Origin of the sequence: Levilactobacillus zymae (assembly GCF_032190635.1) — a bacterium.
Lineage (GTDB): Bacteria > Bacillota > Bacilli > Lactobacillales > Lactobacillaceae > Levilactobacillus > Levilactobacillus zymae_A.
The window spans coordinates 619,049-644,182 of sequence record NZ_JAVLAS010000001.1; the positions used below are offsets into that span (position 1 = coordinate 619,049).

Sequence of the window (25,134 nt, forward strand, 5' to 3'; positions counted from 1 at the left end):
GCTTTTTACCTAAATGTTCTTTATTATCAATTGTATAGATAATTTTATGGGGTTGTGAATTATTTAATCATTAGTCGGCCATGTTCATCTTTGGACCCCTGACCGATAAGCGGAGATAAGGATCTGATACAATGGCAGAGAGTAAGACTGTACATGCAGAAAGTTTTTTTGAAGCTTACATGGCTTTAAAGCGTGAGCTAGAAAAGTCGGCGACGCGGTTCCAACGAATAACGGGGATTTCGGTGGACCAATTCGCAATACTACACCAAATTCTGGCGCAACCGGGTAAGCTGACGTCCGCCACGGTGGCGGACAGTCGGGGGATTTCCCGGGCGGCCGTTTCGCGAGGGATCTCTCAATTGATTCGGCGCGGGTACGTGGTACAAAGTTATGAATCAACCGACCGGCGGGTTCGCCCGTTATCGTTAACGGCCAGTGGCGAACAATTGGAAATTGATTGTTATAAGGTGTTGCAATCGTCCACCAAGCTGATGAGTTCCGTTGCGTTGGATGATAGTGGCAGTCCGTTGACCATGGGTGAATTGACCCAAATGCTAGCTGCGGTGACGGCTAGGGGAACGGCTGACGCTAAACAAGAATAGCTTTCGATAAGTAAAATGTTATATATCCATCACTAGTCTTCCTTATGGAAGGCTATTTTTTTAGCAGCAGATTACCCCACATTATCAATTGTGTGAGGAAAGCCAAATTAACGTCAGGCTGTTTCACAGCGGTGACCTGGCAGATGATATCGCTTTCTTATCCCCAATCAGGCATGAAACAATTTAACCAACGGTCTGGTCAGCGACGATTTTCATGCTATAATCGTAATCGTTGCCCAAAAAGCAACACACAATATATTGTGCTTATTTTAAAAAACAATCCGGATAAAACACCACATGTGGCGAATTAAACGATGAGGGAGCGTTTTTCGCATGCAACATTATTTTCAGTTTTTGGCCCACCAATTAAAGGGTTGGCCCCAACAGAACTATTACTTATTTTTCTTTAGCCTGGGTTGTCAGGTCATGACGCTGGTCGGCCAAGCCATCACGCCGCTCACCATCCTGACCTTTATCGGCACCACCTTGGGTGTCCTGTGCGTCTTGGCCATTAACGCGGCTAAGTCCGTCAACGGGGTCCTGGGGGTGCTGTCAGCAATTTGCTTTATCATTACCGGCTACGCAGCGAAAAACTATCTCAGCATCTTCGAACAACTGGCCTACGTGGCCACGTTGGACATTCCCGTGTTGATCAGTGCCAACTGGAACGTCAACATGGCCGCCAAGATTCGGCGCTTTACCGGGCGTAGCTGGGTAATTGCCCTGACGTCGACGGTGGTCATTTACTTGGTCTCCGGTTGGGGAATCGGGACCTTTACCGACGACCCGCGGCCCTGGATCGATGCCATCAGTTTTGCCATTAGCCTGACCGCTGGGGTGATTTGCTTCTTGCGGTTCAACAACCAGTATATCTGGTGGTTAGCCTCGGGGTTGGCCCAGATGGTTCTGTGGTTTATTTCCTTCCGGCAGGGGTCGGCCACGCTGGCGATGTTCATCAATAGTTCCATCTATCTGGTTAACGACATCTTGGCCTTCACGATTTCGCCGTGGTACAACGAGAAGGAACGTCACCGCGTCATGGCCCAGGAAACGGCTTACGTGGGACAATTGGCACACGAGACTCATTAAGTTTGACGGAAAGTGGTGCGGGTTTAGCGACCGGCATCACTTTTTTACAGGACGCGTGGTACACTAAACTTATATTTAGCAAAGATGGAGGACGCGCATATGATTGTCGAACGCAAATTGGGAACGGACGACCAAAGCCTGGTCTGGGTCGAAACGTTGGTGGAACAGGATGCCGATCGGCAACAGCTCCAGCAGGCTTACGGGTTGACCGACGAGATTTTGACCTACGTCACCGATGAAAATGAGCGCTCCCACTATGACCGCGACGAGTACCTCAACACCCAGCTGTTCGTCCTCCACGTCCCCGTGGTGATTGACGAAGTGGCCCAGCGGTCGATCACCCGACCGATTACGTTGTTACTAAAGGGGAACCGGGTCTTCACCATTACAACCAAGCGAACGCAGTGGGTCAATGAACTCCTTGAGCAGAAGCTGCAACGGGAGACCATTATGGATACCAACCAGTTCGTGCTGATTAGCTTCTTTATCCTCTTTGACCAGTTCATCGATCCGATTCGCCGGATCAATGCGGAACAGAATCGGTTGGACCGGCAATTGAATCAATCGCCCGACAACAAGGATTTAATCGCGCTATCCAACCTGCAACAAAGCCTGGCCTACTTCGTCAGCGCTACACGCAACAACACCATGATGGTGATTAATCTCGACAACACGCCGTTTGGCAAACAGCTTTCGGATAAGAACCGCGAACTGCTGATGGATGCCGTGATCGAAGCTCGGCAGACCTCCGAAATGACGGCTACCGAGGCCGACGTTGTGGATCGCATCTCCAGTACGTTCAACAATGTTTTGAACAATAACCTAAACGACACCATGAAGTTCTTAACGATTTGGTCGTTGGTGCTAACCATCCCCACGATTGTGACCGGGTTTTACGGCATGAACGTGAAGCTGCCCATCGCCAACAGCCCCATCTCGTGGATCTTCACCATCGCGATTACCGTGGGGTTCATGGTGGGAATTGCCCAGTACCTGCGCCACCGGCACTTCTGGTAAAAATACAGGTCTATACCTTAATTTCTTTAAAATTGTTGGTGAATTCACCAGCAATTTTTTTATGGGCTGCGGCAATAATTCTCGTTGTATTTTCAGAAAATTGCGTTATAATTGTTAGCTGACTAACAAAAAGGAGATGAAACCATGACACCACGGTTAGGCGGATTGTTACGTGACGCCACCAATCAGATGAATCTGGAACTGAACAACTTCGCTCGCCCGTACGGGTTGACCGGCATGCAGATGTCGGTGATTGATTACCTAGCGCGGCGGGGGGCGACCACAACTTACCAGGTCGACGTCGAACGTGAATTTGAGATTCAACGGTCGACGGCGTCCTTATTGGTTCGGCGGATGGTTGACCGTGAACTGGTTACGCGGGTGGTCGCGGCCAGCGATAGTCGTAAGCGGCAACTCGAACTCACCACGAAGGGCCGCGAACTGGTCCCCGTGATTACGACTCACTTACAGCAGCAGGACGCCAAGATGGTCGCCGGTCTTTCAAGCGAGGCGGCGGCTGGATTTCGGCAGGCTCTGCAAAATATTAAACATTGGTAATTTAGAAAGGACGTCTTTCATGGCAACTCGTCGAACAAAATCTGATCGCATCGAACCGCGGGTCATTGGCGCGGTGCTCGCGACCGGGCTCATGTCCTTGAGCGGCGTTATCGTGGAAACGGCGATGAACATCACCTTCCCCACGCTGATGCAACAATTTCACATCACCACCGGCACAGTTCAGTGGATGACCACACTCTATCTTTTGATTGTGGCTTGCATCGTGCCCATTTCGTCTTATCTCAAACGTCGTTTCCCGCTGAAACGGCTGTTTATCACGGCCAATCTCTTGTTCATCGCCGGTATCGTCATTGACGGATTAGCGCCGAATTTTCCCCTTCTGCTTACCGGTCGGGCCATTCAAGGGTTCGGTACCGGGATTGCGCTGCCGTTAATGTTCAACATCATCTTAGAGCAGGTTCCGCTAAGTCGCCTGGGGCTGATGACTGGGATTGGGACGCTGGTGACCGCAATTGGTCCGGCAATCGGCCCGACCTATGGCGGTATCCTAGTGACCGCACTGAATTGGCGCTATATCTTCTGGATCTTGGTGCCCTTCCTGGTCGCATCGTTTTTCGTGGGCGTTAAGACCATTCGTCAGGTCACGCCAACCCGACCGGAGCCCTTTGATTGGCCGAGTATGTTGAGCATCATGGTGACCTTTGGCGGCCTGATTTACGGATTTAGTGCCGTCAGCAGCCACGCTTGGTTGAGCTTGCCCGTGACGGGGTCATTGGTGTTAGGGCTCGTGGGTCTGGCCTATTTCAGCCACCGGTCCTTGCATCTGGATACGCCGTTGATTCACCTCCAAGCCTTACAAAATAAGGCCTTTAGTGGACATTTGCTGGCCTTTTTCTTACTTCAGATTGCGTCGCTGGGGCTATCGTTTATTCTGCCGAACTACCTTCAATTGGTCGATCAGAAGACCGCCTTTATCGCGGGGCTGATGGTCTTACCCGGTTCCGCAGTGGGCGCCTGTTTTGCCCCCATCGGTGGTCAGATTTTGGACCATTTCGGGGCTAAGCGTCCTATTCTATTGGGGCTCGCTTTAGCCGTCTTATCGTTACTGGGGATGACTTTATTGGCTCAGCACCTCAGCGCTTGGCTGATCCTCAGTCTGTACGTGATTTACATGGTGGGGATCGGCTTGGGCTTCGGGAACCTGATGACCAGTGGCCTGCAACACCTCACCGGCGATTTAAAGGCCGATGGGAACGCATTGATGAATTCGTTGCAACAATTCTCCGGTGCTGTGGGTACGGCGCTGGTTTCCGCCATCATCGCGGCCAGCCAAGCCGTAGCCGGATCGACGACCGCCCTCAAAACGGCGAGTGGTTCCCAAACGGCGTTGGCAGTATTAGTGGTCACCAGTGCGGTGGCTTGGCTCACCATGGTCTGGTCGCTGGGCCAAACGGGAACCTTTAGGAAAAAATAATCTGGCCATTGAGGTTAAATTTGGTAATGGTTTTCATTGGGATACTAGTCGCAAAGAAACCCGTTACAGCCTAATAGGTTAGTACTGCCGGTGTCTTAACCATAGGAGAGTCGGTGGTGTTCAGGAAGGGATTTCACGTGATAAACTTACACTTAATTTAGCGGGAGTCTTTCCCGAATAAAGCGAGGTGATCACGATGAAATTTGACTGGCGTTATGCGTTTCATGCCTTTTGGCTTTATCTAACGTTCATGATTTTGTTTAGCACGGCCTACTACTTTAACCAGGGTCATTCCTTACGAATGGCTGTGGGGACCATCGTGGCCCTCTTGGTTGTGGACGGATTGTTCACGCGGAACTATCCGTACTTTAACCGGGTAAACCGCCAGGGTGCACTGGCACTCATCGACCTTGCCTTCTTCGCCTTACTGGTGTTGTTGGCGATGAACTTTAATCCGGATTGGCCCCAAGCCATCTGGAATGCCATGAGTTTCTTCTTGGCCGGCATGGGTGGCACCGTTGATGGGTGCGTGGCCCACAAGACCAGAATCTTACCTTACCAGACCCGCCGTGACTTGATTCGTAAGGCGGAGATCCAGGGTAAGCCCATCGAGCGGTAGAGGACCGAATTTGACTTGTCTCTAATGATTTGAAGAAGCGGCAATCGTTAGCGGTTGCCGCTTTTGCTATGGGGTCGTAAATAGTCCGCCGTGGACTGATTGCGGTGGATGGTCCGGCGAAAGGTACTGGGCGTCATGCCGGACCATCGTTTGAATTGCTTACTGAAGTTGGCCTGGCTACTAAAGTGAGTTTGGCGAGCGACGTCGTTAATCGAGTTAGCCCCGATGGCGAGTAGGGTTTTAGCCTGGCTGAAGCGGTGCGTCTGGGTATAGTGACGCGGTGTAATGCCATAGATCCGCTTGAAGACGCGGTGGCCGTAGGTGGAACTGATGTTGAGTCGGGCGCAGACCTGCAGGAAGGTTGGGGGTTGTTCGCCAGTTGCTGCGGTCAGTAAATTTGCCATCTTTTGAGCCAAAACGACGGTATGCTCCGGGTAATCGGACTGACTGGGCAAGACCGCTTGATGGCGAGCTAAGACGAGCATAAAGTCCAAAAACGCTATCTCCGTTTGTAGTTTTTGCTCGGTGGCCGTGAGGTGGACCGTTTCCAGGGCCACCGTAGTTTGAGCAAAGCGTTGAGCCGCTTGGGCGATAGCCGTATCTGGAGACAGCACGGTGTTACCGACTTTTTGAATAATTTGAGCCTTGAGGGCCAGGTCATCGATATTAAAGTGCACACAGAAAAACTGGAGTTGTGCGCCACAAAAGTTAAAACTTTCGTGCCAGGTCTCCGGCGTAATGATGATCGCCGTTCCGGGGCGGAGGAGTCGTTTATGGGTCCCCATGAACTGGGTCACTTGGCCCTGAAAGACGGTGATGAGCTCAAACAATTGGTGTTTTTCGCGTGGGTAGTGCCAGCTAGGTGTTTGGTTGCGTTGTAGGTGGCCTCCGTAGAGGTAAATATCGGACTCGATGGTTGGAAATAGGGGTTGTTGAGCCATGCAACCGCCTCCTTTATTTTAGCCTAGCAGGTTTCGACACACGGAACAATGGCGAGTGGTCATTTGGAAAAATTTAGGGTTGCCAAGACGATAGACGGGTCCGGAAAGGGCCATTACGATGGAGGGTGTAAAGCGCACACTGGCGCTCAACAAGAGTCGGTTCTGGTTACGTGGGACCGGAGGAGGACGATAAAGATGTCATCATTTAAACGTGAATTTTGGACAGCAACGGCGGGGGACCTGACACAACGGCGGGACCACTTGGCCACCCCGGCTTATCAGGACGCCGCGGCGGACGCGAAGAAGATCATCATCGATCCGACCGACCAGCATCAAGACTGGTTAGGTGTTGGGGCAGCCATCACCGATTCGGCGGCCTACCTGATTTGGGACGTGCTGGATGCGGCCCAACGCGACAAGCTGCTTCACGAACTCTTCGATCCCGAACAGGGGGGCTTCTCCAGCGTGCGGGTGCCGTTAGGGTCCTGTGACTTCCAGAGTCAAGACTTCTACACCTACGACGACGTACCAGCCGGTGAACACGATGCGACCTTGGAAAAGTTCTCGATCGGGGAGGGTCAACCGGGGGCTAAGGACGCTACCAAAGACCTGAAACACATCGTCCCCGTCCTGCAGGCCATCTTGAAAATCAACCCGGCCGTGAAGGTCATCGCTTCACCGTGGTCCGCCCCGGCCTGGATGAAGGACACCCAGCACCTGACCCACGGCGGGCGGTTACGCTTCGGTGAATTTACCGGTAACGGCTACACCCAGGAAAACCGGTTCGAATACATCTACGCGCAATACTTCGTTCGCTACATCGACGCTTACCAGCAGTTGGGCATTCCGATTTACGGCTTAACGATCCAAAACGAACCGTCTAACGCCGCTCATTGGCCAGCCATGATCTGGACGGTCCCCGAACTGGCTAAGTTTGGCTACGATTACCTGCGGCCGGCTTTGAACCGGTCGTACCCGGACACCAAGCTCTACTTGTTAGATGACAGTCTCCACGCCATCACTAAGCCCATCACCGACGAAGTGACGCCGGCCCAAGCCGCCGCCTTCGATGGGATTGCCGTACACACCTATTCCGGGCCGTACGACAACTTCTATAAGGCCAGTCGCGCCTTTCCTAGCTGGCAGGTTGTAATGACCGAACGGCGCTGCATGATGACCGATTCCGTCAAGAAGGCCGCCAACATCATGTTTGGGGTCATCGGTAACTGGCTGGTTCACAACGGCTTGAACATGATTACCCTGTGGAACCTGGCCTTGGACGAACGGGGCTTGCCAAACGCCGCCGATTCGACCGGCCGTGAGGGAGTCGTGACTATCGACCACACCACCGGGAAGGTGCAACGGAACCTGGAATACTTCATGTTGCGCAACTTCGGTCAAGACGTCCCGGTGGGCGCTAAGGTGATTGGCTCGACCAACTACACCAGAGACGGCTATACCGGTAGCTTGGGCTCCGTAGCCTTCTTGAGCCCGACCGGCGACATCACGGCGCACCTGTACAACCCGACCGACCAACCCTTGACGGCGGCGGTCACGGTTAACGGGGACGGCGCCAACTGGCAAAACGTGACGGTCCCGGCTTACGGCACGGTCACGCTGCACAAGTCCAACGGCGAGTTGAACGACTCGACGATTCCGGTTGATGATGAGTTTAAGTTGAACCCATCGCCGTTCAACGCCGCGGACAAGGCACCGGACGAATACTAAGGTTTTCGTGCCAATTTGGTCAGTAATGGACCGAAAGCGTTCACTAAAATTGAGTATTTTAAAACGGGTTTTCTGCCATTTTTTGGGCTGAAGACCCGTTTTTGCGTGGCGACCATAACATTGGCAAGAAATCCATCACCCATTAAGTCAATAAGCGGCATGATTGACCAACCGTTCAAACCTGGTAAGTCTAGGTCCCTCAGGCGACCTTGATGGTGCAGACTGACTACACTGCTCAGTGAAAGGAGTCTTAGTATGAATAAAATCATGCAATTAGGATTAGCGAGTTTAGCGGGCGTTGGCCTGTGGGCGGGAGCGACTGCTCCGGCCATGGCCAGCAGCCGGAATTATTCGGCGGCCCGGTCCGCGAGTGTCCGTTTGATTTGGCGGACCCGAATGGGCGCGCACGTCTATCACAACCGAGCGACCGGGGCGCGGTACTCCGAGCATCTAGGCGTGCGGTACGGGTTAAACCAGGCGACGACCGGGGTGACCTGGATTACGGACGCCCACGAAAAGCTCTACAACCGTGACACCAAGACCGAGGATATCTACTATCACGTCCACAACCAAAACGAGACCACGGCCGGTTGGATTTGGCGGGGGTACCTGGTTCCTGGAGGTCCCACCGGTGCCGCACAATCGTCTCCGTCTAGCGCCACCCAGGGGCTCACGTTGGCCGACTTTGCCCACCAGACGCCGTTGACCGATTCGCCCGCCCAACAGGCGGTCGCCGAGTTGGGTCACGGGGCCACGCTTGATCCGCAGTACACGGCCTTCGCCCAATACCTGATGAAAAACGTCCTGCTGCCCGCGCCCTTTGCGAACCCCAATGCCGTCTTGGCCTGGATGGCTGAAGATGACGATCCGGGTGACCGCCCGGATAACGTTTTACTGCAAAAGCTGTTGCGCCAACACGGCATCGTCCACTTTGGGTACGGCCCGAACCACTATCAGGTCATGTATACGCGGGAAACGAATCAGGGGTGGTCGTCGTACATGAACTTGGAGTACCATAATGGTCCCGATGAAGGCGCCTATGGCATCGACGGCATCACGTCGGCCAACTACTTCACGCCGGTTAAGATTGGCTACACGGTAGAGTTTCTGCCGAATCACGAAGTGGCCACGTTAATCATTATGAATTATCCAGCCAAGTACGGTCAGGTTCACGAGATGGAAAATAACGAGGATATTCCGGATAGTGATGACTAAATATTAAGAAGGTTAAGTGCCACCGTTTCTAAAGGAAATGGCGGTACTTATTTATTTAAATCAGCTTAAAGCTTATAAATTTTGGTTTTAAAATATTTCTTATCAATACTATATCGACATTGAACCATAAAATTCGCAGTGATACCATGATGTTAGTGCTATGCTTTACGATATTTAAGCAAATGGAGTGGTTAGTTGAGTCGCAAGTTTCTTTTTCTGGTGATTTCTGTGTTGTTGGCGATTGGCGGGTTTATTTGGATCCGGCAGACGGAAAGTGTGGCGGAAATTCGTCAGGCAGAGGCGTTAACAACGTTGCCATCATCGCAATATCGGCTCTTTTCCATTCCCAAGGTACCAACGTCTAAAAAGAGTTATCAGCAAATTATAACGAGTTTAAACCGAGCGGCTCAGCACACCCAGACCACCTATTTGAAGCGACAAGTTGATTATGGATGGAATCAGGTGCATCAGCAAATCCGTTATGATCAGTCCACAACTAAAGTTTATTTGCAGGTCTCTTCCACCAAAGAAATTAAACGATTTTCGAAAATAGATGGTTATAATCCGGCTAAAGGCGGGCTAATAGCAACTATTAAGCCTTTAGGGTTTACATCGAGGGTAATGCCAATTCAAGATAGCCTACGTGGTCAGCACCGTGAGGGAGATTACTATTTAAACAGTCGTCAGCCGGGAAAGTATGAAGAGTTTCTGACATTAGGTGCCAAATATCTTAGTCAGGCAACGGGAAAGCATTATCAAGCGCGTGACTTTCATCCAGGGAAAGAGTACGGAACAACATCTGTGAACTTTGATGAGCCAGATTTGTCTACATATCAGTCCACAACGGTTATTTTTCTATTACTTTTTACGGTTATTCTCATTCTCGGAAGTAATCAGCGTATTGCTATTTATCGATTGAATGGGTATACCACGCAGAAAATATTTAATCATATTTATGGGAAAGTTGTGTTGTTCTCACTGGCATTAGTGGTGATGGATTTGCTAATCATTCATGGCTTAGGGTGGCCAGTCGTGCCCCAAGACCTCATTGGGGTGCTGGCGTTGATGGTCACAGACTTTGGAATGGCTTGGTTGACGATTCTCTTGTTAAAGTATTCGTCAAGCAGTCATCAAATGAAACGCATGAATTACAATCACCTTACTTTCTTAGGCTTATATCTAGTTAAAGCTTTCTTTATTATTTATATGTTTGTTGGCTTTATTCCGGTTCTACAGGTTGCAACGGGGTCGTATGACGTGTTAGCGAGTCAGCATCGAACAAAACGACCGGGCGATTACTACGGTGTTTTCTACCCCTATGCGAATGGAAATAACAGCACCAATGGGATTACTCAAGATTTTATTAATCAGCTTGACGAAACCATGTACCCCGTTGTGAATCGGCGGGGGAGCTTACTGATGGATGATAGTTACATTCATCAGGACATTGCGAATTATTACAAATACTTGATCGTTAACCCGAATTATTTAAAACGTTATCCAATCCTAGATACAGCGCGACAAAAAATTAGTGTACCCAATAAAACTAATAAAATTTGGCTACTAGTCCCAACCAATAAGCAAGGAGAGGTTCGCCAGTTAATTCGGGGCATTCAAGATGGTGAACGGGAAAACCTTGGCTACCGGCCACCCGTAAAAGTCGTGTATTTTTCAAACACCCAGAAGATTACGGACCTAATGACCCCATCGAAAATTACGGATTGGCCACTATTGGTCACTACTCCTGATAGTACATCGGCGGTGGACCGCAACATTATGAATGGTGAAGGATTGCAGGACGATTTGCGCGTCCCTGTTAAGGGGGGACTGGCAAAGACATATCGCTCGTACAGACCTAGTTTGTTGCGTTATAACTACAGTGATAATTATCCGCAATTAATTTATACCAAAGATATCCCGATGGAAGATTTGAGAATTGATGTTGGGAGCTTGAAACAGAGTGCATTAGAGCTAACACTTAGCTTGTTGGTGACCTTCTTTTTAACGGGATATATTACTTTGATTTATTTTCGGACAAATCAGGAAAAACTAATTATCAAACGAATTAATGGTTATAGCTTGTTGAAAACTTATCGACCACTGGTTCTAATGATACTTTTACAAATGGCTATTATGGCGGGAATAACGATAGTTAATCATGGCTTCAACGGTGATTACTGGGTACTGAATGGGCTGGTAACTTTAGCAGAATTCTTGATATGGCTTAGTATGGCTCATCGACTAGAACGAGAAAAGACAAAGGAGTTGCTGAATGACAACTAATGAAATTGCGGTAACGGTGGATTCGGTAGTAAAGCAGTATGGTCAGCAGAAAGTTTTTACCAACTTGAATCTCGTTATTCGCGCCCAAACGCTAACCACTATTTTCGGAAAGAGTGGTGCCGGAAAATCAACGTTACTAAACATGATAGGGGCGCTTGAACCGTTTGATAGTGGGACAATCAAAGTCTTTGGTCAGCCGATACCGGTTAAGAATTCTAAAGGGGCTTTAGCGTTGCATCGTTCAGTAGTCAGCTATCTTTTTCAGAACTTTGGCTTGATTGACGACGAGACGGTTGGTCAAAATCTTGAGGTCGGATTGGCTTACGTAAAAGCTAATCGTCAAGAAAAAAAGCAATTAAAACTAAACGCATTGCAGGCAGTTCACTTAGACTGTCGGCTGAATACAAAAGTTTACACGTTGTCTGGTGGTGAGCAACAGCGAATTGCCGTGGCGAGAATCCTGTTAAAACCGTCTAAATTAATTTTGGCAGATGAACCGACGGGGTCCTTAGACCCACAAAATCGCGAAATCATCGCTCAACTCCTGTTAAACTTAAAGGCTGATGGTAAGACGGTTGTTATCGTATCTCACGATCACTATTTCGAAGGAATTAGTGATCAAGTTATCGACTTAGATAGTCTACAGAAGATCAATTAAGTTAATGTCCATTTTGAAATTTAGTTAGTGGGTAAAGTAACCGCGGGTTCGGAAACGCTGAATTATTTTAAGCCAGGAAAACGCTAATCATAGCCAGAAAAAAACGCCGCCCGGTGATGCCGAGCGGCGTTAGTGGTTTAATTTAAAGTTTAGACCAGCATCCAGTCATACGAGAGGAGTTGGTGGAACCGTTCGCCCACCGGGACCCATAACTTGGTCTTGGCGATGTTGGCAATGGACTCCCAAAACAGGGGGTCCCGGCGTTCCTTATCGCTCAGGTTAATGTTGACGTAACGCCCAGCTTCCGTCTTCGCAATCACGTAAGGGTAGAAGACCTTGGTAATCTGGGCGGGGGTAATGGTGTGGATTTGCGGGTTGTTATCAATCAGCATATTAAGACGCTTCCTTTCAGTTGATGAATTCAGTATAGCGGAAACATCGGCTGAAAGTTATCGCTTTTCGTTAAGGATTGTCTGAGAATTTCTTAGGATTGTGGGGCGGCCTGTAATGTAACGGTGAAGACGGTTCCTTGGGGCTGGTTCGCTGTCACGGCAATCTGACCCTGGTTGAGCTGAACCAGTTGGGCGACGATTGAGAGGCCAAGACCGCTACCTTCTACCTGGTTGGAGCGCGAGGCGTCGACCCGGTAGAACCGCTCGAAGATGTGCTGGCGGTCGGCGTCACTGACACCCCGCCCGTGGTCGGCCACGGCCAGAGTCACGGTGTTTTCGGCCTGGGCTACGGTGACCGTGATGCCTTGGTCGTCCGGCGAATACTTGTGGGCGTTGTCTAATAGGGCGGTCAGAATCTGGTGCAACATGTCGGTGTCGCCCAGCGCCATGGCCGGGTGGTCCGGCCCGTCAAAGGTCAGTGGTTGCGAGACTAATGGCTGGTAGTGGTTGACCACGCCCTGCGCCAGGGTCGCCACGTCGAGGGCTTGAAGGTCGACGGTGGCCCGATCGGCGCGCGAGAGGTGGAGCAGGTTTTCAATCAGGTGTTGCATCCGCAGGGACTCCTGGTCGATGAAGCCCAACGACTCGGGGATGACCTCGGGGTGCTTGGCGCTGTGGCGTTCAATTAACTTGATGTTGCCCCGAATCGTGGCGATGGGCGTACGTAGTTCGTGCGAGGCGTCGGAAATAAACTGGCGCTCGTGACGCAGCCGGTCGTTTTGGGCGGCCAATAATTGGTTGAAGTCTTGGGCTAGTTGGTTGATTTCCACGGGTTCGGTGGGTTGCGGGAGCTTGGGTTGAGTGACCTCGGGGTTGGCCGCCGCCTGTTGGGCCGCGTGGGCCAGCTCGATGGTCGGCTGACTGATGCGGTTGGCTAGCCGCCGAACAAAGAGCAGGCCAATCAGGAGACTCAGGCCGATGGCGATGATCAGCACAGCAATCAACACGTGCAGGTTGCCCAACAGAACGTGCATCCCGATGTAGAGCAGGTAGGTTTTATTGCCCGCGGTCAGGGTTTCCGAGAAGTAGAGGCCCATCTTCTTGATGTAGATCAGGTGGGTGAACGGGACCTGCCAGCTGCCGGTGAGCGTCGGGTTTTTCCCGTTGGGGAGCAGCGAGGTGGTGGAGCCGTTGGTGTTCTTGATTAAAATGAAGGTGTTGTGGGAGTTCAGCCCACTGCCCCGGTTGACGGTCAACCAATCTTGAAAATTACTGACCTGGGTGACTTGCAGGTTGGCACTGAGCCGCGCGGCCTGTTCCTGGGCCCGCACCAGCTGGTCGATCGTCAGGGTCACGGAGACGGTCAACACGATGATTAGCCCGATGGTCAACAGGAGACTGGTAAACGACCGGCGGATGATATCCGCGTAGGAACGCGGTGGTTGAGCAACTTTTTTCATCAGGCATCAGCTTCCTTTAAACTGTAGCCGACACCGCGAATTGTGTGGAACAACGGCGGCAGGTCGGCCACGTCGATTTTGTTACGCAGGTAGCCGATGTAGACATCGACCACGTTTTGTTGTCCCAGGAAGTCGACCCCCCAGACGTTGTCGAGCAGTTCGTCGCGGGTGAAGACTTGGCCGGGATGACGCATCAAGAAGAGGAGTAAGTCGTATTCCCGTTGGGTCAGTTGTAAGGTCTCGGTGCCCCGGGTGACCTGGCGGGTCTTGGTGACCAGGGTCAGGTCGGCCACGTGGTAGGTCTGGTCCAGGCCGCTTTGGTGGGCGGTACGCCGTTGGATGACCCGAATGCGGGCCAGGAGTTCTTCGATTTCAAACGGTTTGGTGATGTAGTCGTCGGCCCCGTTGTCCAGGCCGGTGACCTTGTCGCCCAGATAATCGCGGGCGGTCATCATGATGACGGGCAGTTCGTCGTGTTTACGGATGCGCCGCAGGACCTCCATGCCGTCCATCTTCGGCAACATCCAGTCGAGCAGCACCAATAGAAGGTCATCTTTGTGCTGCTGATAGGTTTCCCAGGCGGCTTCCCCGTCAGCGGCGGTTAAGACCTGAAAATCTTCGAACGTTAATTCTTTGGCCACGTAACTGGCGAGGCCTTCTTCATCTTCGACTAATAAAATGGTATTTTTCATAGGGAAAAAACTCCTTTAGTGACGAGAATAGTGACGGGGACCGGGCGCCCCCCTTAATAGGTAAAGCTTACCCCGGAGAGCTTAACAAATACCAGTAAGTTAGAAATTTTATCCGTTAAGGTGAGAAAATAAGTGGCCCACTTAAAGAATGAATCCAGCGCTATGAGTGGGTTTAACCGTATTTTAGCATGTTAACCGGTTTCGAAAATAAGAAATTCATATTTTAAGCTGGCAAATTACAAGTTTAATCCGAACAAGCCCGGAATCTTTCAATGGCAGTCTGTTGATGATGTATTTTTAATGGTCGTTGATTAATTAGTTCAAGTGCTGCTAGGATCTCATCAGTCGTTACTTGGCTAAAATTGGTCTTTTTCGGGAAGAACCAGCGTAACCGTCTATTAAAATATTCATTGGAACCTCGCTCCCATGGTGAATATGGATGGCAAAAATAAACTTTGATCTGATAATCCTGTTCTAAGGCCTGATAATTGGCAAACTCTTTACCATGATCAACAGTAATGGATTTTACTTGGGGACCGAAGGCCCCCATAAACTTGCCAAAGGCGGTGTTTAGAGCCTTAGCCGTTCTATTAGGGGCTTTGATGGCCCATAGAAGTCGGGTCTTACGTTCTACGAATGTAACCAGACATGATCGTGACTCACTTCGACTAGAAAGCACCGTATCTACTTCCCAATGACCAAAAGCTAACCGTTGATTAACAGTTGTTGGCCGTTGTTCGATGGAAGTCCCACTTGTAAATTTCCCACGATTTTCGCTCACTCGGTGCTGGCGGACATTCCGATTGGGTAGATCAGTCAATTTGAAGGGGAGCCAGCCACGATTAAGCCAATTATAAATTGACGCAGTGCTCAAGTTATAAGCGGCCGCAATGGTTTCTGGTGACCAGGTTAATCGTAAGTGATTGGTAATTAAAGTCGCTAATGCTGCCGTCAGCATCGAACGACGACCGCAATTCCGCCTTTTGCGATCTGCATCTTGCTGAGCTAATTCTGGATCATAAGGTTTAACCCGGTCCAACTCATAGCTAATCGTAGCTTTGGCGACGCCTAAGGCGTCAGCCATTACTTGGTAAGATTTATTCCCCTCATTGACCAGTTGTGCTAGTGCGCCACGTTGAAAACGTGATAAAGTAGATGTACCCAAAGTAATCACTCCCTATATTGGTTGGAATTAGCTACTACCATTGTAAGTGATTGCTTTGGGCTTTTTAATTTCTGTTCGGATTAATTATAGAATTTGCCAGCTTAAAGAAGCTTCAAGATTTGGTGGGGCGCGCGATGGTATAACTAATACATCGAAAGCGAACAGCTTAACCCTAACAAATCCATTGAGGAGTGGTAATTATGAAAAAATTAACGTCAATGATCAAAAAGGTACTCTTAGGAACGATGACGGCAACGATGCTGATGGCAACTTCCGCGGGAGCTTCCGCCGCAACCAAGACCACGGTGACGGCCGAACCCGTCCAAGCCACGATCACCTTAAATGAGCGGCCCGCCGCCACGGTTCAGATGACGAAAATCCACCTCAAACGGACGAGTGCTAAGCAACTTTCGACGCAGGTCCAAACGGCGGTTGATGCCAGTGCGTTGAACCTAGACCAAAAGCACAAGGACAGCCAGCTGAAATAACCCCCAGTTTTCCCCCTCTCAAGTTTCTTCCTCCAAACCAAACAGTAGACTAGAAGACTAAAGACCAGTAGCGGCGGGACCGTTACTGATTTTTTGTCTGAGCAACTTTTTAGACTTTACTCAGAAATTACGTTTGTTAGGGGCACTCAATTTGTTCATAGCGTCCAAAATACAGTAAGAAGGGGATTGCTCTGAGTCAAGTAGACGGGGCAATCTAAAATGGCATGACACCGAAATACTTTCGGAATCATGCCATTTAAGAGTGCTTAACGCTGCTTGGCGTTAGCTAATCCGTTCAGCGGTAAATTTGCTCGCTAGACCATTGCCCCCTTCGCGTGATGCTTGATGAACTAGAAAAAGAAAGTTTTAAACGCCACTCGTAATTTTGGGGGTGAATGCCAAATTGAGGTAAGGGATTATCGCAGGTTGTCTGAGCGTCAAAGGTATCAGTGTGTCGGTCGACAATAAACGGGTAATAAAATGTTGTCCACGATATCTGTCACTTGCGCTGAGGTCAACGTCCCCGTGAAGATAAGTTGTCGAATCAGCATGACCGCGGGTAAAGATTTCTGTGTCGGATTGGCGGCTTGTTGAATCTCGCCGCGGTTAATCGCGTGGTTTAGAATATCGGGTAGTTGTTGGGTAATCCAATTTTCGTCGCTCACGACTAGCTGCAACGTACTTAGATTCAAATTAGCCACGGATGTCGCCAGCAAATCACTAATCAGCGCTTGCCAGGTCGTCGCTGGCATTGCGGAGATGACGGGGATAAACCGTGACAGCAGGCTCATTAAGTCTTCACGTAGTGTGCCCGTATTTGGTAGCGTGGTATCCACCGAAATGTGTTGATGTTCTAATGCCGCTGCCACCAAAAGGGGCTTGTTGGCCCAACGGCGATAAATAGTGTTTTTGTTTGTGTGTGCTTGCTCAGCAACTGCCGACATTGTGAGCTCTGCATAGCCTTGTTCTGCCAATAGTTTCCATGCAGCGGAAAGAATCGCATGATTTAATTCTTTACCATATCTACGGTCTGCCATAAAAGTTCCTCCAATTATTGTTGATCCTTAACCGTCCACACGTATATTGTACCGTAAATACCTATCAGGCCAATTAACACAATTAGAAGATAGCCGATCGAACTTGAAAAGCCGGGGTTAGCCAAATCATAACTGGGAATTACCCACGGGATATATTGTCCCACTGTTTGCCCCGCAAACATGACCGCAACAATCATGGTTGCAAACGAAAGGGCCGTTGGAATTAAGACAGAACGGGTTAAAGAGGCAATGAACGGCCAAACGAGCGAGAGTAGAACGTTATAAACAAAGGTTCTGGGCACCACCAGGGTAATCAGATGCCACTGTCCAGCCGGAATGGGTGTCCGCAACCAGAGCCATCCCGTTCCCAATAGTAAAAGAACCTCTAGCACGGTAATTGCCAGTTCTGACAGCTCGATCGCCAGCATTTTTCCCGCAATGATCGTTTTACGTGAAATGGGTAAGGCCAACAAGTCTTTAAAGGTTTGGGCGGTGAATTCTTGGGCAAACACCCACGAGCTGAGGGCACCAAACCCAACTAAACCAATTAGCGCGACAATAAACATCAAACCACTGTTAGTGAAGTCCGCCCAATTTTGACCGTGCTTGACGAGCAGTAAGAACAGAAAAGCCGCGGCAGAAATTGGGATGAAGCCGGCTCTAAAAATCTTATGCATCTCTATGGAAATAACGATGGCCGTTTGTTTAATTATGTGCATTGGAATCCTCCGAATCTAACATTGCTAAGAATTGATCTTCCAGACTAATCTGTTTCTTTTGCCAACTAATCGGGACAATGTTTTGCGTCACCAAGGCCTGAATAATTTTGGGGGATTTAGTAGGGGCTTGAATGGTTAGCGTCGTGTCTGCGCAGGTACTCCGAATAGCGCTTGCGCTTAAAACGCGTTGGGCCCGCAATGTCTCGTCTGCATTCACAAAAGTGACAATCAGGGGTTGCTGACGCTGGCCCAAGAAGTCTTGATAGTCAGTTTGGCGAATCAAACGACCGTGATTCAGAAAGCCGACATGGGTTAACATCTGTTCCATTTCTGCTAAGATGTGGCTCGAGAGAAAGACGGTGGTCCCTTTTTTAGCCAACTTCTGCAAAAGGAGTCGAACTTGGTTTAATCCCTGAGGATCCAAACCATTAGTTGGTTCATCGAGGAGCAGTAATTCCGGTTCGTGAATTAACGCCTTAATCAATCCTATTTTTTGCCGATTTCCTAGTGACAACTCACGAACCCACTGATTACGATAGGCCGTGAGTCCTAATTCGGCCATGTACTGTTCAATTCTATCCGCGCGAACGCCACTGGGAATCTCATGCAGCCGCGCATAAAGATCTAGATTTTCATAGGTGGTTAGCTGCGAATAAGACTGAGGGGTTTCTATTAGATAGCCAATCTTATTCCAAAAATCATTTTTAACGTGCTGAACATCCTCGCCCAGCAGACGAACTGAACCGCTAGTTGCTTTGATCATGTTGAGTAAAATGCGCATCGTCGTCGTTTTTCCGGCACCGTTCAGTCCAATAAAACCATAGATACTACCAGTTGGAACTTGTAGATTAACCTGATTTAAAGCCGTCAACCCACCATATTGTTTAGTCAGATCTTTTGTTTCTATCGCGTTCATATTTAACAGCTCACTTTCTTTAAGGTACCAGAGTACCTATATGAGTACTCTGGTACCTTAACCCAGATTGAACGTGATGTCAACCGGGAAGTAAAGCTTATGGTGGGCAGACGGTAAAGCATTATGTGTTGCATTACTAACAACGTCCCCACTTAAAATTAGCCATAAAAATAGCCTGAGCCCCCCTTAGCGCTAAAGCGATTTGGGGTTCTCAGACTATTTTGGTGACTAATGATTCAGGAGGGAATAACTAAAGTTTTTCGATCGCGTCGTCGACCGGTGTGTCACCGTTAACGATGGTGACGATTTGCTTCGGCAGGGGATGCTTGACGATGGCCGCGACGGTCGCCGCGACGTCGGCTCTGGTGATTTGCCGGGTACCGTCGTCACCAGGGTTGGTGGTGATCTTACCGGTGGCGGCTTCGTTGGTCAGCAGGCCCGGCCGCACGATGGTGTAATCCAGGTTGGTGCGGTGTTGGAGCCATTCGTCGGCGTAGAACTTCGCCACGTAGTAGGGCCGGATGCTGGACTTGGCCCAAAAGGCCCGGTCGCCGGTTCCTAGCGCACTGACGATGATGAAGCGATTGATGTGGGCCAGCTCGGTCGCCTGCATGGCCTTGATGGCACCGTCCAGGTCGATATTTAAGGTCATGTCGTCACCGGTACTGCCACCGGAGCCGGCGGAAAAGACCACCGTGTCGACCCCCTGCATGGCCGGTACTAGGGCCTCAGCGGTGCCCATGAGGTCCACCGTGCGCGCCTGACCACCGAGCTGTTGGATCGTGGCGGCCTGTTCGGCGTTGCGAATCCCGCCGTAGACGGTCTCGCCCGCGGTCGCTAATTGCTGAACGATCTGCTGCCCGACGTGCCCGTGTGCGCCGATTACTAAAGTTGTCATGATTAAAAGGCCTCCTATAACTTAGGTAACTTAACTAATGCTTACCTTATCTGTTACTGACGCATTTGTCAGCTAAAACGACTTCCGGTTTTGACCCTAAATGGCCCATATGGGTTGTGCACAACTTTTTTTGGCCGAATGGAGCCGTTTTGAATGGTTTTTCACGTGATAAGCCGTATAATGGACTTAAATATCCCGAGATGGTCAGGTCGTCGTTTCAACGGGGGGACGGTGTCGGCTGAATCTAAAATGAAACCGGTTTAGTTTTGCTGCGTATCACGGACCAACCGTCGTGCGGGAGAACTTAATGACAAAGGAGTCGTTTAATATGGCAACGATTTTAGTTCTAGGTGGCGGCTATGCGGGAATGCGGGCCGTAAAGTTTCTACAACGCGAAGTGCCTAATGATAACCAGATTATCTTAGTGGACAAATCGGGAACCCACACCGAAAAAACGAATTTACACGAGGTCGCTGCGGGGACCATTGCCTCAGACAAGATTACGTATGAGATTAACGACGTGATTGGCAACCGGATCGATTTTGTGCGGGATACGGTCACGAACATTGACGTGGACCACAAGCAGGTCACGTTGGCGACCCACGACCCAATTACTTATGATTATCTGATTGTGGGTTTGGGGTTCCAGTCCGAAACGTTTGGCTTAAAGGGCGCCGCGGAAAATGCCTTGCCGATGGATGATTTGGCGACCGCCGAAGCCGTCTATCAACATATTCAAAACAAGGTTAAGGGTTACGGCGAAAGCCAAGATCCTAATGACTTGGTGGTAGCGGTCTGTGGTGCTGGCTTTACCGGTATTGAGCTGCTGGGTGAATTGACCCAGTCGTTGCCGAAGCTACAGACGCGGTACAACACGCCGGCCATTAAGCTGGTGTGCCTGGAACGGTCCAAGAGCATCTTGCCGATGTTTGACAAGTCGCTGGGGGACTACGCCATGCGGTTTATGGCTAAGCACAACGTTGAGATGAAGCTGGGCTCCGCCATTGCCGAGATTAAGCCGGGAGCGGTTGTGTACACCGATGAAGATGATCAGGAACACGAATTAGCGGCCAACACCATTGTCTGGACCGTTGGGGTGAGTGGCTCGCAGGTCATCGCCGATTCCGGTTTCGAACAGCGCCGTAATCGGGTTGTGGTCGAACCGGACCTGTCGTTAAAGGGCCATCCGGAAGTCTATATCGTGGGGGATGTCTCCGCGGTGATGGATCCAAGTAGTGATCGTCCTTATCCAACCACGGCGCAGATTGCGTTAGCTGCCGGTGGTCAGGCCGCGAAGAACGTCGCGTTACAGTTACGGGGGAGTGGGACTCAGAAGTTTGTTTACAAGTCCAGCGGAACCGTGGCTTCCCTGAGTGATCGGGACGGAATTGGGGAGATTGGTGGCAGTAACCGTAAGGTGAAGGGTTACCCTGCATCTGCCCTGAAGAAGATCATTACGGACCGCTCACTTTTTGAAAGCGCCCACTTGAGTACCGTCTTCGCCAAAGGACGTTTCGATCTGTATCACTAAAAATTACAAAATAAATCGAAAAAGCGGGTAGGCTGGGTAGCCTACCCGCTTTTGATATGCTAAAATGGGGAAAAGGTTCCGTTTCGAGGTACCGCACTTCTTCGGAACAGTTACAACTTCCAGTTAAATTGGCTAATCGATTGATAACTTAAAGAGCGGTTAGGTTAGTCAAGTTGACCGGAAACCCAGGAAATGCCGGAACATTCTTGGACGATCGCGATTGCGCGTTTTCAAGCGACATAACAACCCCCTTAACGATTTTAGGGATAATTCTGTTTTTACTATCCATTGCACGCAAAAGTGTCGTACAATAGAGCAGTAGTTATGCTATAATTAGGCCTATTCAATGAGTAAGTCATGTCATTTATATACATAACGAATTAGCAACTAACTAGGGTCCGTCTGAAAACTACTTAAGTAAGATGCAAATTGAGGCAATGTAAACCGTAGCCAGATAAACATGAGCGAGCTTATCATAACGCGTTGCAATCCTACGAAAGTTCTTCAACTGATTGAAGAAGTTCTCAATCAAATGGCGCTCACAATAAACGTGGTAATCACAGGTCCACTTGTCTTTGGTATTTTCCTTTGGCGGAATGGTATAGACGGCTGCTTTATCTTTAATATACTGGCGAAGTTTCGCGGTGCCATAGGCTTTATCCGCGATAATATTTGATTGAGAAATATCGAAGCCTTCCAGCAACTCACTGGCAACTTGGCTATCATGTACTTGACCACCTGTTAGGCGAAAACCCAAGGGATTCCCTAATCCGTCAACGAGTGCGTGAATCTTGGTCGTTCGGCCACCTCGACTTAGTCCAATAGCTTGATTTTCGACCATACATTCGGCGTTTTTTTTGCCCCAGTGGCCTTTTGATGCGCTCGAACGATCGTTGAATCTAAGCTCAAGTTTTCCATGTCGGGATTGTCAATCAATTCGAGAAAAACCTGTTCGAACAAGCCTGAACTTACCCAGGCTCGGAAGCGACTATACACCGTTTTCCAAGAGCCATAGCGTTCAGGTAGATCACGCCAAGGAGCCCCGCTGCGCATGAGCCAGAGGATAGCGTTGAGGGCGGTACGGTTGTCTAGGCTTGATGGACGGCCAGTCCGGTATGGCGGGAAGTATCCTTTGATTCGGTCCCACTGAGCATCTTCCAGTTCGTATCGTTTAGGTGTTGTCATCGGAATGCCTCGATTCGTTTTTCCTCAGATTATACCTGAATTTTTAGTTTTCAGACAGTCCCTAATCTGAAAATTTTAAATTTTGACAATTGGGTGGGCAACCCTCAATGTGATTGGCTAAGTCAACTAATTCCCGGGGGATGGTTGGGGATCACCCTGGCCGTTAAACCAGAGTACGGATGATTGGAGGTATCACGATGGCTGCATCAGAAACTAAGGAACGAATTGCGGAGTCCTTGGCTAAACCACAATACGTTTGACAAGATTACGGTTCGCGAGATTGCGGACGAAGCGGAAGTACACCGGAAGACGTTTTATTACTACTTTGCGGATAAGTACGAACTCTTAGCGTTTGTCTATCAACGGTTCATCGTTGAGGCACCACGCCGTGAAAAACCGTTGACCATCACCTTAGAGAACTGGCGACCGGAAACGATTCAATTGTTTGAACGAATTGCTGATCACTCGAAGCTATTTTTAAACGCCTATCCCTATGATGATGGGGTCTGGCGACAGTCAACTAACGAATTCGTCGCGGCACGGCTCTCCATTTTACTACATGCCATGCCCGAGTACCGTTACTTGAAGGAAGATGTGATTGACACGTCGGCAGAATTCATTGCGGCGGGAGCTATTGGCCTGATTAATAAGTGGGCCAATGATGGGTTTAAGGCCAGTCCCCGGACGGTCTTAGATCAGATTACCACGGCTAACCGGCTGTTTAACGGTATTCTAGACCGTTGGAAATTAAGTTAAAGCAATGCGTAAGCAAGTCTGTGGGGGCTTGCTTTTTTTGTGGCCTCAGTGCTAGTGAAATCGACGCGGCCAGCTTGAAATTAAAATCACAAATATAAATGATAGCGCTTTCTGAACGGCGGGTGTATAGTGATTGCAAGTGAGTCGGTAATTTGTGAAAAGACACTGTGATCGAACAAGGAGGAAACACAAATGGCTTATCAAACAACGAATCCTTATACGAATGAAGTGGTCAAAACCTATCCCGAAGCGACTGACGCGGAGGTCGAAGCGGCCTTAGCGCAAGCACAAGCGCTCTACAAACGCTGGCGTAATGATCCCGTCTCGACGCGAACGCCCGTGCTACATAAGTTGGCCCAGATTTTCCGTGACGAAACCGATAGTTTGGCTAAGGTCCTGACTACCGAAATGGGCAAGCTTTTTGTGGAAGCGCAAGGCGAGGTTATCCTGTGTGCCGAGATTGCGGAATACTACGCCGATCATGCCGAAGAATTTCTGCAACCGCGGCAGATTGCCTCGATTGCCGGGGACGCGCAGCTAGAAAACCACCCCTTAGGCGTGTTAATGGCCGTGGAACCCTGGAACTTCCCGTATTACCAAATCATGCGGATCTTTGCGCCGAACTTTGCGATTGGGGATCCAATTGTCTTAAAGCACGCGGCCATCACGCCGGGATCGGCGTTAGCTTTTGAAGACGCTGTGCGGCGGGCCGGAGCACCGGCCGGGTCACTAACTAATCTGTTCTTGTCCTACGACCAAGTGTCCCAAGTGGTCGCCGATGATCGGGTTCAGGGCGTGGCTTTAACCGGCTCCGAACGGGGCGGCACCGCCGTGGCCGAAGTGGCTGGTAAGCACCTGAAAAAGACGACCATGGAACTCGGGGGGACCGATGCCTTTATCGTGGCTCACGACGCCGACATGACGATGGTTAACAGCATTGCCCCGCGGGCGCGGCTGTACAATGCCGGACAGGTCTGCACGTCATCCAAGCGCTTCATCGTCACCGAAAACCACTACGACGAATTCTTGGCTTCCTTGAAGCAGGCGTTTGCCGCCGTGAAGTTGGGTGACCCGCTGGACCCGACGACCTCGTTAGCGCCGATGAACTCCAAGAAGGCCAAGGAGAAACTGCAGGCCCAAGTAGACGCCGCGGTGGCTGGTGGTGCCACGCTCGCCTTCGTGCACGATCCGGTGGAAAGTGACGGGCAGTTCTTCCTGCCAACCATCCTGACGAACATCACCAAGGACAACCCGGCTTACGGCAAGGAAATGTTTGGTCCGGTCGCCCAGGTTTATAAGGTTAAGGATGATGACGAGGCCGTTGAATTGGCTAACGACACCAACTACGGGTTGGGGGGCATCGTCTTTGCTGGTAGCGGCGACTACGGGGCTCAGCTGGCGTCGCGCATTGAGACCGGTCAAGTCTACGTCAACACCTTCTTTAGTTCGTTACCTGAACTCGAATTTGGTGGGGTCAAGCAGTCCGGCTACGGCCGCGAACTAGGCCGCGAAGGGATCTCCAGCTTTGTGAACCAAGAGCTGGTGGTCAAGCGCGACAAGCCCAACGAGAACGAATTTGGCGGGTTAGTCTTGCCGTTTCATTTAAACTAAGTGGTTGCACAAGCCGGGGATTTTCGGTTGCCCCGGCTTTTTTAGTGGGACCAAGTTGGGGGTTAATCAATGCGTGGGGCCAATTATTTTAAATTTAACGGCGAGTATGCTAATCTGAGATGTAAGCACTTTCAGAAAG

24 protein-coding genes are annotated in these 25,134 nt (G+C 50.1%); 14 read left to right on the forward strand and 10 right to left on the reverse strand.

The window, feature by feature from the left end; all coding sequences use genetic code 11:
- Positions 1-131 precede the first annotated feature (131 nt).
- From RI501_RS02740 to RI501_RS02765, 6 genes are all read left to right on the forward strand, one after another.
- Entirely contained in the window at positions 132-602 is a 471-nt protein-coding gene (locus RI501_RS02740) for a MarR family winged helix-turn-helix transcriptional regulator (RefSeq protein WP_313820251.1), read from the forward strand.
- A 333-nt stretch (positions 603-935) separates the two neighbouring features.
- On the forward strand, positions 936-1,691 hold the full coding sequence (gene pnuC / locus RI501_RS02745) for a nicotinamide riboside transporter PnuC (protein ID WP_313820252.1): 756 nt from the start codon (positions 936-938) through the stop codon (positions 1,689-1,691).
- A 99-nt stretch (positions 1,692-1,790) separates the two neighbouring features.
- Complete coding sequence (locus tag RI501_RS02750) at positions 1,791-2,708, forward strand: magnesium transporter CorA family protein (protein ID WP_313820253.1); 918 nt, start codon at positions 1,791-1,793, stop codon at positions 2,706-2,708.
- 144 nt (positions 2,709-2,852) lie between these two features.
- Positions 2,853-3,266: a MarR family winged helix-turn-helix transcriptional regulator gene (locus RI501_RS02755; RefSeq protein ID WP_313820254.1), complete on the forward strand. Its 414-nt coding sequence runs from the start codon at positions 2,853-2,855 to the stop codon at positions 3,264-3,266.
- A 19-nt stretch (positions 3,267-3,285) separates the two neighbouring features.
- Positions 3,286-4,701: a DHA2 family efflux MFS transporter permease subunit gene (locus RI501_RS02760; RefSeq protein WP_313820255.1), complete on the forward strand. Its 1,416-nt coding sequence runs from the start codon at positions 3,286-3,288 to the stop codon at positions 4,699-4,701.
- 196 nt (positions 4,702-4,897) lie between these two features.
- Entirely contained in the window at positions 4,898-5,320 is a 423-nt protein-coding gene (locus tag RI501_RS02765) for a hypothetical protein (RefSeq protein WP_313820256.1), read from the forward strand.
- Positions 5,321-5,367: 47 nt separating this feature from the next.
- Here RI501_RS02765 and RI501_RS02770 read toward each other — a convergent pair whose 3' ends face one another.
- Positions 5,368-6,261: an AraC family transcriptional regulator gene (locus RI501_RS02770; RefSeq protein ID WP_313820257.1), complete on the reverse strand. Its 894-nt coding sequence runs from the start codon at positions 6,259-6,261 to the stop codon at positions 5,368-5,370.
- Between the two features lie 195 nt (positions 6,262-6,456).
- On the opposite strand from RI501_RS02770, the gene RI501_RS02775 reads away from it, so the two are divergent.
- From RI501_RS02775 to RI501_RS02790, 4 genes are all read left to right on the forward strand, one after another.
- A complete protein-coding gene (locus RI501_RS02775; protein WP_313820258.1) occupies positions 6,457-7,989 on the forward strand; it encodes a glycoside hydrolase family 30 protein in 1,533 nt (510 codons plus the stop codon).
- 255 nt (positions 7,990-8,244) lie between these two features.
- On the forward strand, positions 8,245-9,204 hold the full coding sequence (locus RI501_RS02780) for a hypothetical protein (protein WP_313820259.1): 960 nt from the start codon (positions 8,245-8,247) through the stop codon (positions 9,202-9,204).
- Positions 9,205-9,399: 195 nt separating this feature from the next.
- Positions 9,400-11,487, forward strand: a complete 2,088-nt coding sequence (locus tag RI501_RS02785) for a DUF1430 domain-containing protein (protein WP_313820260.1) — start codon at positions 9,400-9,402, stop codon at positions 11,485-11,487.
- Positions 11,477-12,145: an ATP-binding cassette domain-containing protein gene (locus tag RI501_RS02790; RefSeq protein WP_313820261.1), complete on the forward strand. Its 669-nt coding sequence runs from the start codon at positions 11,477-11,479 to the stop codon at positions 12,143-12,145. Before RI501_RS02785 ends, RI501_RS02790 begins: the two co-directional genes overlap by 11 nt.
- Before the next feature lie 149 nt (positions 12,146-12,294).
- Here the strand turns inward: RI501_RS02790 and RI501_RS02795 are convergent, their stop codons facing one another.
- The 4 genes from RI501_RS02795 to RI501_RS02810 all read right to left on the reverse strand — a co-directional run bounded on the left by RI501_RS02795 (position 12,295) and on the right by RI501_RS02810 (position 15,854).
- Complete coding sequence (locus RI501_RS02795) at positions 12,295-12,537, reverse strand: hypothetical protein (protein WP_313820262.1); 243 nt, start codon at positions 12,535-12,537, stop codon at positions 12,295-12,297.
- 92 nt (positions 12,538-12,629) lie between these two features.
- Complete coding sequence (locus RI501_RS02800; protein ID WP_313820263.1) at positions 12,630-13,997, reverse strand: sensor histidine kinase; 1,368 nt, start codon at positions 13,995-13,997, stop codon at positions 12,630-12,632.
- Complete coding sequence (locus RI501_RS02805) at positions 13,997-14,689, reverse strand: response regulator transcription factor (protein WP_057731493.1); 693 nt, start codon at positions 14,687-14,689, stop codon at positions 13,997-13,999. Before RI501_RS02805 ends, RI501_RS02800 begins: the two co-directional genes overlap by 1 nt.
- A 244-nt stretch (positions 14,690-14,933) precedes the next feature.
- Complete coding sequence (locus tag RI501_RS02810; protein WP_011373852.1) at positions 14,934-15,854, reverse strand: IS30-like element ISLsa1 family transposase; 921 nt, start codon at positions 15,852-15,854, stop codon at positions 14,934-14,936.
- A gap of 200 nt (positions 15,855-16,054) precedes the next feature.
- On the opposite strand from RI501_RS02810, the gene RI501_RS02815 reads away from it, so the two are divergent.
- Entirely contained in the window at positions 16,055-16,342 is a 288-nt protein-coding gene (locus RI501_RS02815; protein WP_313820264.1) for a hypothetical protein, read from the forward strand.
- A gap of 446 nt (positions 16,343-16,788) precedes the next feature.
- Here RI501_RS02815 and RI501_RS02820 read toward each other — a convergent pair whose 3' ends face one another.
- The 4 genes from RI501_RS02820 to RI501_RS02835 form a co-directional block, all read right to left on the reverse strand.
- Positions 16,789-17,379 carry a TetR/AcrR family transcriptional regulator gene (locus RI501_RS02820; RefSeq protein ID WP_313820265.1) on the reverse strand — a complete coding sequence of 197 codons (591 nt, stop codon included), beginning with the start codon at positions 17,377-17,379 and terminating at the stop codon, positions 16,789-16,791.
- A 14-nt stretch (positions 17,380-17,393) separates the two neighbouring features.
- Entirely contained in the window at positions 17,394-18,098 is a 705-nt protein-coding gene (locus tag RI501_RS02825; RefSeq protein ID WP_313820266.1) for an ABC transporter permease, read from the reverse strand.
- Positions 18,085-19,014, reverse strand: coding sequence for an ABC transporter ATP-binding protein (locus tag RI501_RS02830; RefSeq protein ID WP_313820267.1), 930 nt, complete (start codon positions 19,012-19,014; stop codon positions 18,085-18,087). The genes RI501_RS02825 and RI501_RS02830 overlap by 14 nt, the downstream gene beginning before the upstream one ends.
- Before the next feature lie 250 nt (positions 19,015-19,264).
- On the reverse strand, positions 19,265-19,912 hold the full coding sequence (locus RI501_RS02835) for an SDR family oxidoreductase (RefSeq protein WP_313820268.1): 648 nt from the start codon (positions 19,910-19,912) through the stop codon (positions 19,265-19,267).
- Positions 19,913-20,240: 328 nt separating this feature from the next.
- Here RI501_RS02835 and RI501_RS02840 point away from each other — a divergent pair, with 328 nt between their 5' ends.
- Positions 20,241-21,443: an NAD(P)/FAD-dependent oxidoreductase gene (locus RI501_RS02840; RefSeq protein ID WP_313820269.1), complete on the forward strand. Its 1,203-nt coding sequence runs from the start codon at positions 20,241-20,243 to the stop codon at positions 21,441-21,443.
- Between the two features lie 409 nt (positions 21,444-21,852).
- Here the strand turns inward: RI501_RS02840 and RI501_RS02845 are convergent.
- Positions 21,853-22,628 (reverse strand): IS5-like element ISLpl3 family transposase gene (locus tag RI501_RS02845; RefSeq protein WP_096109514.1). Its coding sequence is split into 2 segments (ribosomal slippage): positions 21,853-22,304 and positions 22,304-22,628, totalling 777 coding nucleotides; the frame shifts between segments, so codons are not numbered across the junction.
- Between the two features lie 183 nt (positions 22,629-22,811).
- On the opposite strand from RI501_RS02845, the gene RI501_RS02850 reads away from it, so the two are divergent.
- Positions 22,812-23,384, forward strand: coding sequence for a TetR/AcrR family transcriptional regulator (locus tag RI501_RS02850; protein ID WP_313820270.1), 573 nt, complete (start codon positions 22,812-22,814; stop codon positions 23,382-23,384).
- A 192-nt stretch (positions 23,385-23,576) separates the two neighbouring features.
- A complete protein-coding gene (locus RI501_RS02855; protein ID WP_313820271.1) occupies positions 23,577-24,995 on the forward strand; it encodes an NAD-dependent succinate-semialdehyde dehydrogenase in 1,419 nt (472 codons plus the stop codon).
- The last annotated feature ends 139 nt before the right edge of the window (positions 24,996-25,134 follow it).